Consider the following 17,820-nt stretch of genomic DNA (forward strand, 5'->3'; position numbering starts at 1 on the left):
GCAACTTAAGTTGCAAGGATCTTTTTTCATTTTTCATAAATAAGTCCACTCGAACCACTTTAGTAAAAGCTTGAAAAAGTCTATGGTATTTACTGTGAGAAATATAGAGAAAACTCTTTTTAGTGAGTGAATGGATGCACCAGTAATTAGGAGGTAATTGGTTAGTTTCTTTTCTTACACTACAGGCTATTGTTATTTTAAAAGTTCATGTAATATTAATTTGTAATAATTGGTTATGAATTATATCGTTATTAAATGAATATATATAAGAGACAAATGTGATTAGTTCAATAAAAATAGAAATTAACTCAATCGAACATAGTATTTGTTGGTAATTGGAATATAGTTGGATGTTGATATTATCACAATGAAACCTCTGACCTGATTGGAATTTTTTACTCGGTGACAAACAAAAACCATTGTATGTTGAGTATTCTTCTAATCAAACGAATATTACTCACATCTAACTACGTAATTCCAACTAGGGAGGGACAATACATTGATTCTAGTTAAGAATATTTTATTAAGATTTTTTAAAGAGAGATTTTTTGATGAAGCTGCACAAACAGCATACTACCTACTCTTATCAATCTTCCCTTTCCTAATTTTTATTTTGACACTTGTAAGTTTTTTCCCAGTAGATGCCCAGCAAATACTAGATTTCCTGAAACCGTTTGCTCCTGGTGAAACATTTGCTCTCATTGAAGACAATGTGACAAGCATCCTGTCTGTTGACAAAGGTCGTGTATTGTCACTCAGTTTACTTTCTACGTTTTGGATATCATCCATGGCGGTTCAAGCGCTTGCGCGTGCATTAAATGATGCAAACCGGATAAAAAGCTCACCAACATTTTTGAAGAGATTGCTACGAGACCTTGGAATAACTTTTCTATTTATGACCATTGTTCCACTCTTATTGTTTTTGCCATTTATTGAAAGTGGATTACGTTGGGTAGTAGCATATACAGGTACAATCGATGATTGGCAAGGGTGGATTTATATTTGGCCAGTCGTAAAATGGGGAATTGGAACAGTATTTTTATTTCTATTTTTTCTTTTATTCTATAAAATTCTGCCAAATGAAAGGCTGGGTTTACGTGAAGTTTGGTCAGGTGCTTTGTTTTCAGCGATAGGTTGGCAAGTAGTATCATTACTTTTTGCTTATTATGTATCAAATGTGAATTACACGCGATTATATGGTCAACTCTCTGGAATTATTGTACTTGTCTTATGGTTCTACTTAACATCAGTAGTTATTTTATTGTCAGGAATACTTATTGCTGAAGTTCGAAATATTAAAATATCTAAAGGAAGAAACTATAATAAATAGCAACATATTAAAAATGCAATCCTATTAACAAGGATTGTATTTTCCGTTTATTACACGAATAAAACATAATTTGATTTGAATATTATAAATATTCAGTGTATTTTAGCGTTAAGTATTGTATCATTTATTTATAGGTTTAAAGTATTAGAGAATTTAACAAGCTAGAGAGTTTCTTGGAAGGGGAGACCGTAATGGATTGGGAAAAGGTGATTGCTAGTTTAGAAGATAACTTTACCGAGGACGTTGAAAAGATTAGGGATATTTTACGTATTCCAAGTGTGAGTTATACAGGTGAAGGAATTAGAGAGACAGCTGAAAATTTAGCGAATATCATTCGTGATTTAGGAGGCACCTCTGAACTAGTAGAGACATCGGGACATCCTGTAGTTTTCGGAGAAATTAATGATGATTGCGAACACACATTGCTCATCTACGGCATGTACGATGTAATGCCGGCAGATGAAGAGGGTTGGACAGTTGAACCGTGGGCTGCAGAAATCAAAGATTTGCCTAAGTTTGGAAAATGTATTGTTAGTAGAGGTGCTGTAAATACAAAAGGACCTCTTGCTGCTTTTTTTAATGTGTTAAAAGCTTTTAAGACTGTAAACGGTAAACTTCCCGTAAATCTAATATTTGCTATTGAAGGCGAAGAAGAGATGGGGAGTAGACACTTCCCTGAGTTCCTAGAACAATATAAAGACAAGCTATCAAAGGCACAAGCAGTATTATTCCCGTTTTTTGAACAAGATGAAGAAGGAGTCCCCTCTATTACATTAGGAACAAAAGGACTTTTTTATTTTGAGTTAATTGCAACAGGTGGAAAATGGGGAGGTCCTCAATCACGGGGCATCCATGGTTCTTATAATGCGTGGGTAAAAAATCCTGCTTGGCGTCTTGTGCAAGCATTATCGACTATGATTGGTCCCGATGAAGAGATATTGGTAGAAGGATTAAAAGATGGGATGAAACCACTTAGTGATAAAGAATATACTGAACTCAAAAAACAAGTTGAAGATGGATTATTTGATGATAAAGTATTCAAAGAAAATTATGATGTTCAAACACTGAAATATGATGGTGAACCTATAGAAGTTTGGGAAAAATTATTTAGTCAGCCACAGCTAAATATTGATGGAATTTTTTCTGGGTATTCAGGACCTGAAACGAAAACACTTTTACCACATAAAGCAACTGTCAAAATGGACGTAAGAATGGTACCTAATATGGAGCCAGATAAAGTGGAACAATCCATTCGCAATCATTTAGATAAACATGGGTATGAGGATATCGAATTAAAAACGTATAACAAATATTATTGGTCTAAGGTTAGTCTTGAAGAAAAGGTGGTCCAATCAATGGTTAAGTCATATCAATCTATGGGTAAAGAACCACAATTATGGCCATTAAATCCAGGAAGTGCTCCTTATTATGTGTTTGAGCAATATTTAAAAATTCCTTATGTAACAGGTGGAATGGGTCATGGATCTCGGCAACATTCAAGTGATGAGTATATTACTGTAGATGGTATATTGGAGTTCGAAAAATCAATGGTTCATTTTTTTAGAAATTACTTAGAATTAAATTCAAAATAAGAGGTGACCAATGGATAAATTAGCGACTGTAGAGAGCGATTTATTAGAACAACTGAATTTGGATATTCCAAACCAAGTACTAGATAAATTTCAGACACTTATTCGTGAATCAAGTAGTAAAGATGAAAAAGAAGCTTTTAAATTTCTTGGGAGTTTACTAGATAAAGCTGGAGTACCTCATACAATTCGTAATCCAAAGATTTATTTAAGTGTTCCTATTTCAGCCTCTGTAGAGGTAAACGGCAAGACATATCGAGCAAAAACACCAGCCTTTTCAAAATCAACAGACGGATTGACAGGAGAACTCATCTATATTCCAGCAGGTACTAAATCGGACAAGATGGATATTTTTGCAGTAGAAGTGTTAAATAATGAAGAATCTTTTGAAGGGAAAGTGGTTGTTTCTGAAGGGTTAGGATTACCTGCTCGTGTGAAATACTTTGAAGATCGTGGAGCATTGGCTTCCATCTTTATTAATCCTGGTAAGAATATTCACGATGGAATTTGTACACCTATTTGGGGAAGTCCGGATCTTGATAATTACGAAACAGAGCCAGAAGCTTTTTCCATAGCCGTCAACTATGAGGATGGTCAAGAACTGATTAAACTTGCACAGGAAAGTAATACACATGCAACCTTGAAGACCAAGCTTAAAAAGGGATGGTTTGAATGTCCTCTTTTGGATATTTGTATTGAAGGAAATGAGGAACCCGAGAAATTTGTCTTATTACATGGGCATCTCGATTCCTGGACTTATGGGTTGGGTGATAATGCAACAGGTGATGCGGCTTTGGTTGAAATGGCTCGCGTTCTTTATCATAACCGAAAGCATTTAAAACGCTCGGTACGTGTGGCGATTTGGCCAGGTCACTCTACTGGTCGCTATGCTGGCTCAACTTGGTTCGCGGATTATTTCGGTTTAGATCTTGAGGAAAACTGCGTGGCACAAGTTAACTGTGATTCTCCTGGTTGTCGATGGGCAACGTCTTACGAATTTATGGATTGGACAGAAGAAGTCGATGGTCATTGCCAAACGGTAATTCGTGATGCATTAAATAAGCCATCAAAAGGAAGTCGTCCGACTCGGGCTGGGGATTATTCGTTTAATAATATTGGGATTTCGTCTTACTTTATGTTGTCATCGACAATGCCAACTGAAGTAGCTGCTGAAAAGGGCTATTACCCTGTTGGTGGTTGTGGCGGAAACATCGTATGGCACACTGAAGATGACTTAATTGATGTGGTTGATACCGATATTTTATTGAAAGATATGAAAATGTATTTATTGGCCGTTATTCGGAATGTAAACGCAACGATATTACCTTATGACTTTACAAAATCGGTTGAATCACAATTAAAGGTACTAGCAGAGTATGAAGATGCTGTTAAAGGTGTCTTCACTTTTGAAAGTGTAAAAAAAGACGGTGAGAAATTACTCACAGTAATACAAGAATTTAATGAAAAGCTAGAGCCACTTAAACAAAACGGTTCTCTTCAAGACCAGCAAGTCAAGCATGCGAATGACTTGTTACTAGAACTAGGTCGTGAGTTAATTCGAATAAACTATTCACGTGCGGGCAAATTTAGACACGATCCTGCGTTAAATATACCACCACTTCCTGATCTAGCTCCAGCAACTGAGTTGCATGACCACGAAGAGGGAAGTCATTTATATCTAGTGACATTGAATCATTTATTACGTGGAAGCAATCGGGTTTCTTCGACCTATAGAAAGTTAATAAAAGAGCTAAGTAATTTCTAAACTAGTGTATTCCTCCCCTTAGAATATAGATGCAAGAGTTAGCCGGTATCAAAGTAATAACCGAACTGTGGATTTTCATCACAGTTCGGTTATTTTTCAAGATAGGAAAGGTATGTAAAATTGATATGCCAAGAACTCAGTGTTCATGGTGTTTTAGTATATGGAGACTAACAGACTAAATTGGGATTTTCTTGTGACTCTCGTTAATTCGATTAAAGTGAAGTTGTAATTTCCTTTTTTTAACGACGCAGGTTTCCTCTCAGAGAAAGTAAATTTTGTTCAGTGATATATTCTTGTTTAAATAAAGGTGTGGGTACTTTCATTTTACAAGATAGAACAATTTTTATATTTATTTTTTTTAACTATATTTGATCAGGGTTATTTTAACCAGGTGAATAATTGAAGTGAAGGGCGGCGACTCCAGTGGAAAAAGCGTGTTCGGTGAGACCCCACAGGAGCACAATGGAACGAAGACTAAGAATGCCACGTCGTGTGGCGAAGCCTTCGTGACCAACACCCTGTTGGCCCGAGGAGACTCACGGACCGCCCACGGAAAGCGTCCGCCTGTAACGGAAATCACAAGACTTTAATAGAAGACTATCTTATAAAGGACCGGGCGCACTTTGCCCGGTTTTTTTGTGGACTTTTTTAAAATCTGTAGTCAATGGTTGGGGGCAATGAGGCAGGAACTTAAAGTAAAGGGATGAGGGTTAAGAGCGTATGGCATACATAAGAATTGAATTCTTGAGTTTATGAAGAAATCTGGGTTCACCCTCTTCCATTGCCTACACATGGAGTTGAGCTCAAGAACCGATGGCAATGGCAAGTTAGGAAGTCTTACTTAGTTTTCAGCCCACCTCCATAATTCACTGTATTCCGATACGTTATAATCTGAAACTACAAAGAGATGAGGGGATTTTGAGCATAGCTTTCCTCAATTGTTAATGCAATTTATTCTTTCATTTATGAACATTTTTAATGTAAGTTCAGCCAATTGACGAATATCAATCTAAAGATATATTTATTAAGGTATAATAAAGAGATGTTAAACGTGTGAGGGATTATCGAATGAATAAACGACCAATTGTAGAAAAAATGCAAAGTTTTTATGAAAGTCAAAATGTATCTTTTCATGTACCAGGACATAAACACGGGGCATTATCTGAATTACCCCGTGGCTTTAAAGATGTGATGAAGTATGACTATACCGAACTTAGTGGTCTCGATGATTATCATCACCCAGAAGGCGTAATAAAAGAAGGACAGGCTTTATTAGCTAAAACTTACGGAGCTATGTATAGTTATTTTCTTGTAAATGGTTCAACTGTTGGAAATTTGGCTATGGTTTATTCAACATGTATAGAAGGGGATCAGGTTTTAGTTCAACGTAATGCGCATAAATCTGTTTTTCACGCACTTGAGATGGTTCGTGTAGAGCCGATATTTTTAGCTCCAGAATGGGATGTTGTGAGTGAAACATCTACTCATGTCAGCTTGGAGACCGTAGTGGAAGCAATTGAGAAGTATCCAAATGCTAAAGCAATTATATTAACGTATCCGACCTATTATGGTATTACAAACCCAGAAATGGTTGAAGTAATCCGTTTAGCGCATTTACATGGAATTTTAGTACTAGTCGATGAGGCCCATGGAGCACATTTTGTAGCAACAGAAAAATTTCCTATGTGTGCACTTGAAATGGGTGCGGATATGGTTGTGCAATCAGCCCATAAAACCCTGCCGGCTCTGACGATGGGTTCTTTTTTACATATCCAATCAAAGTTAATATCGATGGAAAAAGTGAATCAGTATTTGAGAATACTTCAATCGAGTAGTCCCTCGTATTTAATACTTGCTTCACTTGATGATGCGAGACATTATGTTGAAACGTATGTGCAGGAAGATTACCAATTATTTAGTAATACACGCAATCAATTCATCGCTAGCTTAAAAACTATTCCTTCTCTTGAAATAGTTGAAGTAGATGATCCATTAAAGTTACTTTTACGAATACCTGGTTTTACTGGATACAGCTTACAAAAACAATTAGAGCGTCAAAATATATTCGTAGAACTAGCTGATTTTAAGCAAGTTCTGTTAATATTACCGCTGTTAAAGGCAGATCATCTATTTCCTTTTGCAAAAATACGCAAGGAAATTAAGTCTGCTGTAGAGAATTGCTTAAAACAACCTAGAGATAAAAGGGATATCGATTATTCACACCAGTTACTATCTCTATCAACCATAGCTACTTCCTACAAAGAGTTACAAACAGCAGAGAGCGAATGTGTTTTATATACAAAGACTGCCGGCAGAATTAGTGCAGGTATGGTTATTCCGTATCCGCCAGGTATTCCATTATTCGTCCGCGGGGAACGCATAACTACTAGTAAATTGGAAATGCTTGCAGATTATATAGCTAACGGTGCAACAATTCAGGGTGAGCATAATTTGAGCGAAAAACATTTGCTTGTTTTGAAGGAGGAAAAAGCGTGAAAAACAAAGGATTTTTTATTACGATTGAAGGCCCAGAAGGAGCAGGGAAAACTACAGTAATGAGTGATGTTGTCACTCAATTAACAGCTGAAGGATATGATATTGTATCAACCCGTGAACCGGGTGGGATTCGTATCTCAGAGAGCATACGTGAAGTAATATTAAATAATGCTTATACGGAGATGGATGGTCGGACAGAGGCACTTTTATATGCAGCAGCGAGACGACAACACTTAGTAGAGAAGATTGCTCCAGCGTTAAATGATAATAAAATTGTATTATGCGACCGTTTCATTGATGCATCCCTTGCTTATCAAGGATATGCACGAGGACTTGGGATAGATGAAGTTCTTGCAATAAATGAATTTGCAATCGGTAAGTTAATGCCAAACTTAACATTATTATTTGATTTAGAACCGTCAATTGGTTTAAATAGGATTAATAATCATGGTGATAGGGAAAAGAATAGATTAGATGCAGAAGGTTTGAAATTCCATCAATTAGTCAGAGAAGGATATCAAGAAGTAGTTAAACGATACCCACAACGCATACATGTAATTGATGCATCGCAAACTCAAGAAGAAGTAACAGAGAATGTATTAAATTTTCTGAAAAAATCTATTGAATTACGAACGAATTGAACTATCTTTTCATGTTATAATAGTAGGAAGAACTTCCGGAAAAGGGGTTGAGTTTATGAAACTTATCGTTGCAGTTGTCCAAGATCAAGACAGTAGTCGTTTATCTACTGCACTTACGAAAGGTGACTTTCGTGCAACTAAATTAGCAAGTACAGGTGGTTTTCTACGTTCAGGAAATACAACGTTTTTAATTGGAACGGAAAATGAATTGGTATCAAGTGCTCTTGATTTAATCCGTCAAAATTGTCGTTCTCGAGAACAAATGATAGCCCCGGTATCTCCAATGGGTGGTAATGCGGACTCATACATTCCTTATCCAGTCGAAGTTGAAGTTGGTGGGGCAACTGTATTTGTCCTTCCAATTGAACAGTTTCATCATTTTTAACGAGTAACCTTTGTATTTACAAATGATTTTTATGTAGGTATACATGAAAAAACCCGTGTTTGCCGGATGTCTGGAACACGGGTTTTTTAAAAGAAAGGGTGAGCAGCAAAGTGAATGAAAGCAAGAAAGATGTTAGAAAAATCCAGCCTCTTGTTATGAAACAACTTCAATCGGTTTTTCAAAAAAACCGTGTTGCTCACGCATATCTTTTTGAAGGAGAAAAAGGAACAGGCAAAGTCGCTGTTATGCGTGCTTTTGTTAAATTATTGCTTTGTGAACAACCAGTTGAAAATGTTTCATGTGAAACATGCAGAGGTTGTAGAAGGTTTGAATCTGGGAATCATCCAAATTTCATTCAAATCGAGCCAGATGGCCAAGATATTAAGAAAGATCAAATGTTACAACTAATTTTTGAAATGAATAAAACCGGCCTTGAAGCAGGCCGTAAAATATATGTACTCCACCGGTCAGATAGATTAAATACTTCTGCTGCTAATACTTTATTAAAGTTTTTAGAAGAACCTCAAGGATTGATTACTGCAATTCTATTAACCGATAAACCGTATGCAGTTATTTCGACGATTAGATCCCGTAGTCAAATAATTTCTTTTGCACCTATTCCGTATGAAGAACGTGTTAAAACCTTGATAGGTGAAGGTCTAACGGCTTCTATGGCATCAACTGTTTCTATGTTGACCAATGATTTGGAAGATTCTTTTCGAATGGCAAAAGATGAGCAGTTTGCACAGGTACGAAAAACAGTGTTAAAATTAGTAGAGGCAGCTGAAACAAATGTACATGAGACAATGTTGATTTTACATGAAGAGTTACTGCCCTTACTAAAAGAAAAAGAACAAACAGAACAAGCATTAGATTTACTATTATTTGCCTACCGTGATTTAGTAACAGTTAAGGCTAATAGTAATACATCATATACGTATCCTGACTTTTTGGTCTTTTATCAACGACGGGCTCTGCATTGTACTTTTGAGCAATTGTCACATAAAATAGAGGCCATATTAAAAGCGAAACAACAATTGCATAGCAATATGAATCGAACGCTTTTAATGGAACAGTTAATGTTAAATATGCAAGGAGGATTTTCATTTGTATAATGTGGTAGGTGTTCGCTTTAAAAAAGCGGGTAAAATATATTATTTTGATCCAACTGACTTTTCTATGGAAAAAAATCAGTATGTGATTGTAGAAACAGCTAGAGGGATAGAATATGGTAAAGTCGTAGTTTCTGTAAAGCAAGTTGAGGAACACGATGTGGTTTTGCCACTGAAACAAGTTGTCCGTTTAGCGGATGAACGCGATCGGCTTCAGGTTGATGAAAACCGATTAGAGTCACAACATGCATTTGAGCTCACAACAAAAAAAATTGTTGAACACACATTAGAAATGAAGTTAGTGGATGTGGAGTATACATTTGATCGCAATAAAATTATTTTTTATTTTACAGCTGAAGGTCGTGTGGACTTCCGTGACTTGGTAAAAGATTTGGCGGCTGTCTTTAGAACTCGAATCGAATTACGTCAAATTGGGGTTCGAGACGAGGCCAAAATGCTTGGTGGAATAGGACCATGTGGACGCATGTTATGTTGTTCAACCTTTTTAGGTGATTTTGAACCTGTTTCGATAAAAATGGCCAAGGATCAAAACTTATCTTTAAACCCATCGAAAATCTCTGGGTTATGTGGTCGTTTAATGTGCTGTTTAAAATATGAAAATGATGATTATGAACAAGCAAAAGAATTAATGCCAGATATGGGTTCTCGCATTTCAACACCTGAGGGAAAAGGAAAAGTTGTTGGGATTAATCTATTAGAACGAGTGATGCAAGTGGAATTAGTCGAGGAACAACGTGTACTTGACTATACATTAGAAGAAATTCAACAGTATGCAGAAAATCAAGTGTAAGGACTACGCAAAGAGGTGATTTAAGTGAAAGAGCGTAATTTTTTGGATACGGTCATGGAATTTGAACGGCAATTAGAATCTCTACAAGGTCAGTTCCATGCACTTAAAGAATTCGTAGCGTTTATGATGGAAGAACATCAGTCTTTGCAACAAGAGAATTCTCACCTACGAAAACGACTAGATGAAATTCATGCTGTAGAAGAAGAAGTTTTAAAGCAGTCCGAAATAAATGCTAAAAAGTTAAGCCATCTTGATATTGGAGAAGGTTACGATAATTTAGCGCGATTATATCATGAAGGTTTCCATGTATGTCATGTACATTTTGGAAGTGCACGTAAAGGTGAAGATTGCTTGTTTTGTCTCGCTTTTTTAAATAAACAAAACGGGTGAGATAAAAGACTGATACCACAATGAGTATGTGGATGTCGGTCTTTTGTTATGTCGGAGGGATTATAAATGGAGATACTCTTAGAAGGCGATGAGCGATTGGATTATTTACTTGCAGAGGAGCTACGAATTATTCAAAGCCCATCGGTTTTTTCTTTTTCACTAGATGCAGTCCTGCTTGCTAAATTTACTTATGTGCCGATTAAACAAGGTGTGATTATAGATTTATGTACAGGGAATGGTGTTATCCCATTATTTTTAAGTGCACGGACAAAAGCTACTATTATAGGTGTTGAATTACAAAATCGTTTAGCTAATATGGCAACGAGAAGTGTGACCTACAATCAATTAGATGAACAAATTTCTATAGTCGTAGGTGATGTAAAAACAATTCCAAAACAACTAGGGATTGAAAAATTTGATGTGGTTACGTGCAATCCACCATATTTCCCTGCACACGAGGCAAGTAATAAAAACTTGAAGGAACATCTTGCAATTGCTCGACATGAGCTTTATTTAACGTTAGATGAAGCTGTACAATCTGCTAGCCAATTACTCAAACAAGGTGGCAAGGCTGCGTTTGTTCATCGACCAGGCCGTTTACTTGATATTGTGACAGCAATGAGAGCAAATAGGCTAGAACCAAAAAGGATTCGCTTCGTTTACCCTAAAGAAGGGAAAGATGCGAATACCTTGTTAATTGAAGGGATAAAAGATGGCAAACCCGATTTGAAGATTCTCCCACCATTATATGTATATGATTCACAAGGAGAATATACTGAGGAAGTGCGTGAGATGCTTTATGGAAAGAGTTAACAAACATACTTTTTATGTTTTGGAATGTAAAGATGGTTCTTTTTATGCTGGTTATACCAATGATTTGAAGAAACGAGTAGAAGTTCATAATAGTGGAAAGGGAGCAAAATACACGAAAGCCAGACTTCCGGTTTTATGTATTTATCATGAAATCCACGAAACAAAACAACTCGCTATGAAAGCAGAATATGCTTTTAAACAGTTAAGGAAGAATAAGAAAATAGCTTATATTGCTAATGGAATAAGAGGTGAAGAATAGTGAAGACACAAAAGAGTTTTTCTGGACAGCCAACAACAGGGATCTTGTATTTAGTGGCAACGCCGATTGGGAATTTAGAAGATATGACTATCCGTGCGATAAGAATGATGAAAGAAGCTGATTATATTGCAGCTGAAGATACACGTAATACAAAGAAATTGTGTAATTACTTTGAAATTACAACACCGCTTATTAGTTATCATGAACATAACTTAGAATATGGTGGTGATAAAATTTTGGAGTTACTACGAAACGGAAAGAATATTGCTTTAGTTAGTGATGCCGGTTTGCCGTGCATCTCAGATCCAGGAGCAGACATTGTAGCAAAGGCTGTAACTGAAAATCTATCTGTGGTTCCTATCCCGGGTGCAAACGCGGCGTTAAGTGCGTTAATCTCTTCTGGTCTTTCTACTTTAGCATTTACATTTTACGGCTTCCTTCCAAGACAAAAAAAAGATCGAAAAGCATCATTACAAGCTATTCTATATAATAAAGAGACATTAATTTTTTACGAAGCACCCCATCGTTTAAAAGAAACTTTACGCGATGCTCTACAAATATTGGGACCGACTAGAAAAGTGGTATTGGCCAGAGAAGTGACGAAAAAGTTTGAGGAGTTTGTTAGAGGAACCTTAGAAGATGCAGTTAATTGGGCTGAAAATGAAGAAGTACGAGGAGAATTTGTATTAGTTATTGCAGGGTCTACAGAGGAAAATCCATTAGTTAATGAAAAATGGTGGATGGATTTATCTGTAATTGAGCATGTCGAATATGTGATTGAAAATCAATCACTCTCTTCGAAAGAGGCCATTAAAGTTGTAGCAAAAGAGAGAGATTTGCCAAAACGTGATGTTTATCAAGAATTCCATGTAGAACCATAAAAACAGGAGTGACATTTTTGTCACTCCTGTTTTTAAACTTATTTAGTTATGTTTGATTGAATTTCTTTTATTAATAGTTCTGCGCCTTCTGGGCTTAAAATAAGTTTACCACCAGCTAAACGGAAGTTGTCATCTGAAACTTCACCAGTAACTACACACGTCATGTTTGGTAAATATTTTTTTAAGATGATTTTGTCTTCATCCACGTAAATTTCTAATGCGTCTTTTTCTGCAATACTTAATGTGCGGCGAAGTTCTATTGGAATAACAACGCGACCTAATTCATCAACTTTACGAACAATACCTGTAGATTTCATAAAAAATACTCCCCCTTGAATTATATATAATTCGTCAAATTTCGACAATTAATGCATGTCTGCTACCTATCATACCAAGTACTGCCATATACGTCAATAATTATTCCAGTAAATTTTTAGGAATTTACCATAAATACACGATATTTATTAAAGTAATTAAAAATTATACGCTACTAACATATATTTACCCATAAAAAGGAATATTTAAACCTAAATGGGGAGCATCGGCAATAACGTTTTCCCGACATTGTTCGACAAACTTCAATATTTGAAACGGAAGGAGGACTCAGATAGAATAGAATTACTACATTGTACGGACGAAAGGGCGAATTTACGTGAAAAGTCAAAATAACTCATTCTACATTACGACTCCTATTTATTACCCGAGTGGAAAATTCCATATTGGGACAGCTTATACTACTGTAGCATCAGACGTGATGGCACGTTACAAGCGTTTACGTGGATTTGATGTTCATTTTTTAACAGGGATGGATGAACATGGTCAAAAAATTCAAGAAAAAGCCCATGAAGCAGGAAAAGATCCGCAAGTATATGTAGATGAAATTGCAGAAGCTAGCAAAGAAGTTTGGAAACTGATGGATATTTCAAATGATGATTTCATTCGAACTACCGAGAAACGCCATCAGGAAGGTGTCGAAAAAATATTCCAAATATTCCTAAATAACGGCGATATTTATAAAGGGGAGTATGAAGGCTGGTACTGTACACCGTGTGAATCTTTTTATACGGACAAGCAATTAGACAATGAAAATTGTCCTGATTGTGGACGCCCGGTACATAAAGTCAAAGAAGAGTCATATTTCTTCAATATGAAAAAGTATGCAGATCGTTTACTGAAATATTATGAAGAAAACTTAGAATTCATTGAGCCTGAATCTAGAAAGAATGAAATGATTAACAACTTCATTAAACCTGGATTAGAAGATTTATCTGTTTCACGAACGTCATTTGATTGGGGCATTCGTGTACCAAGTGATAACAGACACGTCATTTATGTGTGGGTGGATGCTTTGTCTAATTATATTACTGCACTTGGATATAAATCTGATGATGAAACGTTATTTAATAAGTTTTGGCCCGCAGATGTACATGTGGTTGGTAAAGATATTGTACGGTTCCATACGATATACTGGCCAATTTTCTTAATGGCATTAGATTTACCGTTACCTAAAAAAGTATTTGCTCACGGCTTTATTATGATGAAAGACGGAAAAATGTCAAAATCCAAAGGTAATGTTGTTACTCCTGAAATATTAGTAAATCGATACGGTTTAGATGCTACTCGTTATTTCTTATTACGTGAGCTACCATTTGGTTCAGATGGCGTCTTTTCACCAGAAGCTTTTGTTGAACGGACAAACTTTGATTTATCAAATGATTTAGGGAATTTATTGAATCGTACAATCTCGATGATAAATAAATATTTTGATGGAGTTATTCCGACTCAACATAATGTAGCAACTGAGTTTGATGCAGCACTACAATCACATGCAAAAGAAACTAAAGAAAAGTATGAAAAGAATATGGAAAAAATGCAATTTAGTATTGTATTAAGTGATTTGTGGTCTCTCGTTTCACGCACTAATAAATATATCGATGAAACACAACCATGGGTTTTATCAAAAGAAGAGACAGATAAACCAAAACTTGGATCAGTAATGTGGAATTTGGCTGAAAGCCTACGTCAGATTGCTGTGTACCTACAACCATTTATGACAAATTCTCCTAAACAAATCGCTGAACAATTAGGTTTAAATAGCGATGAATTGACGTGGGAGTCACTAGAAAATTCATCAAGTATTGCGACTGGAACAAAAGTAATTGAAAAAGGTGTCCCAATTTTCCCAAGACTAGAAGTGGACATAGAAATCTCATATATCCAAGAGCAAATGCGTGGTCCTATTAAACCAGACGAGCTTAAAGCAATAAAACAACAAGCACCTGAAGTACAAGAGATTACGATCGATGACTTCTTAAAGGTAGATATGCGAGTAGCGACGGTAACTGCTTGTGAGGCGATACCAAAAACGAACAAGCTGTTAAAAATACAAATTGACTTAGGGTATGAACAACGCCAAGTAATTTCTGGTATTGCAGAATTCTATAAACCAGAAGAATTAGTAGGTCAAAAAGTAATTGTTGTGGCAAATCTAAAACCGGTAAAACTTCGTGGCGAGTTGTCTCAAGGGATGATTTTAACAGGAGAAACAGACGGATATTTAACTCTTGCAACTGTTGATGAAAAATTGGAGAATGGCTCAAAAATCAAATAATTAGTCACCACAAGAGCTTGTTTAGCAAATGCTGAGCAAGCTCTTTACTTGTTTTGATGAATTGATATGTGCTATTCTGTTGATTGTTTAAGGCAATAGTATTGTTTTGCTATAATTAAAACTTGAAAAGTTTATTTCTGTAAGGGTATTTAGTACTTGTTGTCATATAAAAAACATGACTTTGTTACCAAAATGTTATAAAGGTGAGATGTTAGAAATCTTTTAAAATTCTATAATAGAGACTATGTGAGGCGATTATTTTATGTACATAGATACACATGTTCATTTAAATGCACATCAATATGATGAAGATTTACAAGAAGTAATTGATCGAGCACTTGAAGCAAAAGTAGATTATATGGTGGTTATCGGGTTTGACCGTAAAACCATTGAAAGAGCGATTACTTTAGCTGAACAATATAAATTCATTTATGCTGTAGTTGGATGGCATCCAGTTGATGCTATTGATTGTACTGATGAAGATTTAAAGTGGATTGAAGAGCTAGCAGCGCATCCAAAAGTTGTAGCAATCGGTGAAACAGGACTTGATTACCACTGGGATAAGTCTCCGCATGAAGTGCAACAAGAAGTATTTAGAAAGCAAATCCGTTTAGCGCAGAAAGTCAACCTACCCATTGTTATTCACAACCGGGATGCCACTGAAGATGTCGTTCGTATTTTACAAGAAGAGAATGCCGAGAAAACGGGTGGTGTTATGCATTGTTATGGCGGAAGTGTAGAAACTGCTAAAATATGTATTAATCTCAATTTTATGATTTCTCTTGGTGGACCTGTTACATTTAAAAATGCCAAAACGCCAAAAGAAGTAGCTACAGAGATTCCGTTAGAGTACTTACTGATTGAGACGGATGCACCATATTTAACGCCACATCCATATCGAGGAAAGCGCAATGAACCAGCCCATGTAGTACTTGTTGCCGAAGAAATCGCTCGGTTGAAAAGTATTTCAATTGAAGAGGTTGCAAGAGTCACAACTGAAAATGCAATAAAATTTTATAAGCTACCTGTATAAAATATGGGTAGCACTCCAATACTTGGGTGTAGGAGGTTTCTATCAACCAAAAATAGTTTAAATAAATTAGATTGGTTGACAGTCATTTTTAAAATCTATATAATCACACAAGTGATGAGGAGGACGTTTTGTGTCAAAAAATTCCATATTAAATTTTACAAAATCCTTGATGAATAAAAAAACAGGGATAGCGGTACTTGCCACTATTTTGTTTATTTCGGTTATATCAGCCATGCTATTTGTAGGGACAAAAAATACAGTTGCTTTAACGATAAATGGTAAAGTACTAGAAGTTCAAACCCATGCTAATACAGTTGAAGAATTGTTATATGAACAATCCATTCAAGTTTCCGAGGCTGATTTAGTTTCACCCTCTGCAAGCACATTAATAGAAGATGGACTTTCTGTGGAGTGGGAAGAGGCGAAAAAAGTTGTGATTACAATTGATGGAGAGAAACAAATCCTTCAAACAACTGCTGATCAAGTAAGTGAAGTTTTAGCTGAAGCCAAGGTTAAAGTTTCAGAGTATGATAAGTTACTACCTGGTTTAAACGATAAGATAGGACCTGACGCAACCATTGCTATCGAAAAAGCGTTTGAAGTAACGTTAGTAGATGGAGTCAATGAAAAGAAGATTTGGTCCACTTCGACTACGGTCGCTGACTTTTTAAAACAACAAGAGATTCAGATGAATGAATTTGATCGTGTCGAGCAAAGAATGGATGAACTCGTGATTCCAAACGATGTTATACAAGTCGTTCGTGTAAAAAAGGTCACCGATGTAGTGGAAGAAGCAACTGGTTTTGCTTTGGAAACACGTAAAGATAAGAATCTTTTAAAAGGTAAAGAGAAAGTAGTTCAAGAAGGTAAAAAAGGATTAATAAAAAACACATTTGAAGTAACTTCTGAAAATGGTAAACCTATTTCTCGTGTTCAAATAAGTGAAGAAGTAGTTAGTGAGCCTATTAAGAGAGTAGTAGCTGTTGGAACGAAAGTTGTAACGGCAAGTGTTTCTCGTGGTACTAGTACGACAACAAGCGCACCTGCTGGAGGAAGAGAGTTCTATGTGTCTGCTACTGCATACACGGCTTATTGTTACGGTTGTTCGGGAATAACCGCTACAGGTATAGACCTAAGGTCAAACCCGGGCTTAAAAGTGATTGCTGTTGATCCAAGGATTATACCACTTGGTTCTAAGGTTTGGGTAGAAGGCTACGGGTATGCTATTGCTGGAGATACCGGTGGAGCGATTAAAGGATTGAAGATTGACTTGTTTATGGCGTCTAAAGATGATGCGCTTAGATTTGGCCGTAAACAATTAAAAATTAAGTTGATAGACTAGTTTATTCAAAGCTTTCCCTTATTGTTCAGGGAAAGCTTTTTTTTTCGAAATATAAGAAAGTATATAAATTTAGTTAGCCATGAATCCAGTATTCTAGGTATTTAAAAGGGGTAGGTTCTAGTATGATACCGTTGACTTACGCTCTAGGCGGACGCTTTCCACGGACCGTCCGCGTTAAGCGTCCACTGTAGCGGAGATAAACGGGTTTCTATGGTGACCCTTCTTAGAAAGACCGGGCTCACTTTGCCCGGTCTTTCTTACAATATAAGAAAGTTATGAATTTAGTGAGCCATGAATCCAGTATTCCCGGTATTTTAAGGAGTAGGTTCTAGTATGATACCGCTGATTTGCGCTCCAGGCGG

16 protein-coding genes are annotated in these 17,820 nt (G+C 36.2%); 15 read left to right on the forward strand and 1 reads right to left on the reverse strand.

What is annotated here, in order from left to right:
• Window positions 1-499: 499 nt before the first annotated feature.
• From B371_RS0109710 to rsmI, 12 genes are all read left to right on the forward strand, one after another.
• Window positions 500-1,330: a YihY/virulence factor BrkB family protein gene (locus B371_RS0109710; RefSeq protein ID WP_019414119.1), complete on the forward strand. Its 831-nt coding sequence runs from the start codon at window positions 500-502 to the stop codon at window positions 1,328-1,330.
• A 191-nt stretch (window positions 1,331-1,521) separates the two neighbouring features.
• Window positions 1,522-2,922: a M20/M25/M40 family metallo-hydrolase gene (locus B371_RS0109715; protein ID WP_019414120.1), complete on the forward strand. Its 1,401-nt coding sequence runs from the start codon at window positions 1,522-1,524 to the stop codon at window positions 2,920-2,922.
• A 10-nt stretch (window positions 2,923-2,932) separates the two neighbouring features.
• Window positions 2,933-4,684 (forward strand): M28 family peptidase, encoded by a 1,752-nt coding sequence (locus tag B371_RS0109720; RefSeq protein WP_019414121.1) that lies wholly within the window; start codon window positions 2,933-2,935, stop codon window positions 4,682-4,684.
• Between the two features lie 1,068 nt (window positions 4,685-5,752).
• Window positions 5,753-7,180, forward strand: coding sequence for an aminotransferase class I/II-fold pyridoxal phosphate-dependent enzyme (locus tag B371_RS0109725; RefSeq protein ID WP_019414122.1), 1,428 nt, complete (start codon window positions 5,753-5,755; stop codon window positions 7,178-7,180).
• On the forward strand, window positions 7,177-7,821 hold the full coding sequence (gene tmk / locus B371_RS0109730) for a dTMP kinase (protein ID WP_019414123.1): 645 nt from the start codon (window positions 7,177-7,179) through the stop codon (window positions 7,819-7,821). Before B371_RS0109725 ends, tmk begins: the two co-directional genes overlap by 4 nt.
• A 55-nt stretch (window positions 7,822-7,876) precedes the next feature.
• Entirely contained in the window at window positions 7,877-8,206 is a 330-nt protein-coding gene (locus tag B371_RS0109735; protein WP_019414124.1) for a cyclic-di-AMP receptor, read from the forward strand.
• 110 nt (window positions 8,207-8,316) lie between these two features.
• The gene (locus B371_RS0109740; RefSeq protein WP_019414125.1) at window positions 8,317-9,321 is read left to right on the forward strand and encodes a DNA polymerase III subunit delta' C-terminal domain-containing protein; all 1,005 of its coding nucleotides are present in this window, start codon (window positions 8,317-8,319) and stop codon (window positions 9,319-9,321) included.
• Window positions 9,314-10,129, forward strand: a complete 816-nt coding sequence (locus B371_RS0109745; RefSeq protein WP_019414126.1) for a stage 0 sporulation family protein — start codon at window positions 9,314-9,316, stop codon at window positions 10,127-10,129. The genes B371_RS0109740 and B371_RS0109745 overlap by 8 nt, the downstream gene beginning before the upstream one ends.
• Before the next feature lie 24 nt (window positions 10,130-10,153).
• On the forward strand, window positions 10,154-10,519 hold the full coding sequence (yabA, locus tag B371_RS0109750) for a DNA replication initiation control protein YabA (protein WP_019414127.1): 366 nt from the start codon (window positions 10,154-10,156) through the stop codon (window positions 10,517-10,519).
• Between the two features lie 66 nt (window positions 10,520-10,585).
• Window positions 10,586-11,332, forward strand: a complete 747-nt coding sequence (locus B371_RS0109755) for a tRNA1(Val) (adenine(37)-N6)-methyltransferase (RefSeq protein ID WP_019414128.1) — start codon at window positions 10,586-10,588, stop codon at window positions 11,330-11,332.
• Entirely contained in the window at window positions 11,319-11,591 is a 273-nt protein-coding gene (locus B371_RS0109760; RefSeq protein WP_019414129.1) for a GIY-YIG nuclease family protein, read from the forward strand. The genes B371_RS0109755 and B371_RS0109760 overlap by 14 nt, the downstream gene beginning before the upstream one ends.
• Window positions 11,591-12,472, forward strand: coding sequence for a 16S rRNA (cytidine(1402)-2'-O)-methyltransferase (gene rsmI, locus B371_RS0109765; protein ID WP_019414130.1), 882 nt, complete (start codon window positions 11,591-11,593; stop codon window positions 12,470-12,472). Before B371_RS0109760 ends, rsmI begins: the two co-directional genes overlap by 1 nt.
• A 38-nt stretch (window positions 12,473-12,510) precedes the next feature.
• On the opposite strand, the gene B371_RS0109770 is transcribed toward rsmI, so the two are convergent.
• Window positions 12,511-12,789 carry an AbrB/MazE/SpoVT family DNA-binding domain-containing protein gene (locus tag B371_RS0109770; protein ID WP_019414131.1) on the reverse strand — a complete coding sequence of 93 codons (279 nt, stop codon included), beginning with the start codon at window positions 12,787-12,789 and terminating at the stop codon, window positions 12,511-12,513.
• 335 nt (window positions 12,790-13,124) lie between these two features.
• On the opposite strand from B371_RS0109770, the gene metG reads away from it, so the two are divergent.
• The 3 genes from metG to B371_RS0109785 all read left to right on the forward strand — a co-directional run bounded on the left by metG (window position 13,125) and on the right by B371_RS0109785 (window position 17,458).
• The gene (gene metG / locus B371_RS0109775; protein ID WP_019414132.1) at window positions 13,125-15,083 is read left to right on the forward strand and encodes a methionine--tRNA ligase; all 1,959 of its coding nucleotides are present in this window, start codon (window positions 13,125-13,127) and stop codon (window positions 15,081-15,083) included.
• A gap of 262 nt (window positions 15,084-15,345) precedes the next feature.
• Window positions 15,346-16,116 (forward strand): TatD family hydrolase, encoded by a 771-nt coding sequence (locus B371_RS0109780; RefSeq protein WP_019414133.1) that lies wholly within the window; start codon window positions 15,346-15,348, stop codon window positions 16,114-16,116.
• 130 nt (window positions 16,117-16,246) lie between these two features.
• Entirely contained in the window at window positions 16,247-17,458 is a 1,212-nt protein-coding gene (locus B371_RS0109785) for a G5 and 3D domain-containing protein (RefSeq protein WP_019414134.1), read from the forward strand.
• The last annotated feature ends 362 nt before the right edge of the window (window positions 17,459-17,820 follow it).

The sequence above is a fragment of the Paenisporosarcina sp. TG20 genome (assembly GCF_000286315.1).
Classification (GTDB): domain Bacteria; phylum Bacillota; class Bacilli; order Bacillales_A; family Planococcaceae; genus Paenisporosarcina.

Bases quoted from the DNA above. Each gene is read 5' to 3' on its own strand.
- B371_RS0109715 (WP_019414120.1), top strand. From the start codon at position 1,522: ATGGATTGGGAAAAGGTGATTGCTAGTTTAGAAGATAACTTTACCGAG.
- B371_RS0109720 (WP_019414121.1), top strand. From the start codon at position 2,933: ATGGATAAATTAGCGACTGTAGAGAGCGATTTATTAGAACAACTGAAT.
- B371_RS0109725 (WP_019414122.1), top strand. From the start codon at position 5,753: ATGAATAAACGACCAATTGTAGAAAAAATGCAAAGTTTTTATGAAAGT.
- B371_RS0109735 (WP_019414124.1), top strand. From the start codon at position 7,877: ATGAAACTTATCGTTGCAGTTGTCCAAGATCAAGACAGTAGTCGTTTA.
- B371_RS0109755 (WP_019414128.1), top strand. From the start codon at position 10,586: ATGGAGATACTCTTAGAAGGCGATGAGCGATTGGATTATTTACTTGCA.
- B371_RS0109760 (WP_019414129.1), top strand. From the start codon at position 11,319: ATGGAAAGAGTTAACAAACATACTTTTTATGTTTTGGAATGTAAAGAT.
- B371_RS0109770 (WP_019414131.1), bottom strand. From the start codon at position 12,789: ATGAAATCTACAGGTATTGTTCGTAAAGTTGATGAATTAGGTCGCGTT.
- B371_RS0109780 (WP_019414133.1), top strand. From the start codon at position 15,346: ATGTACATAGATACACATGTTCATTTAAATGCACATCAATATGATGAA.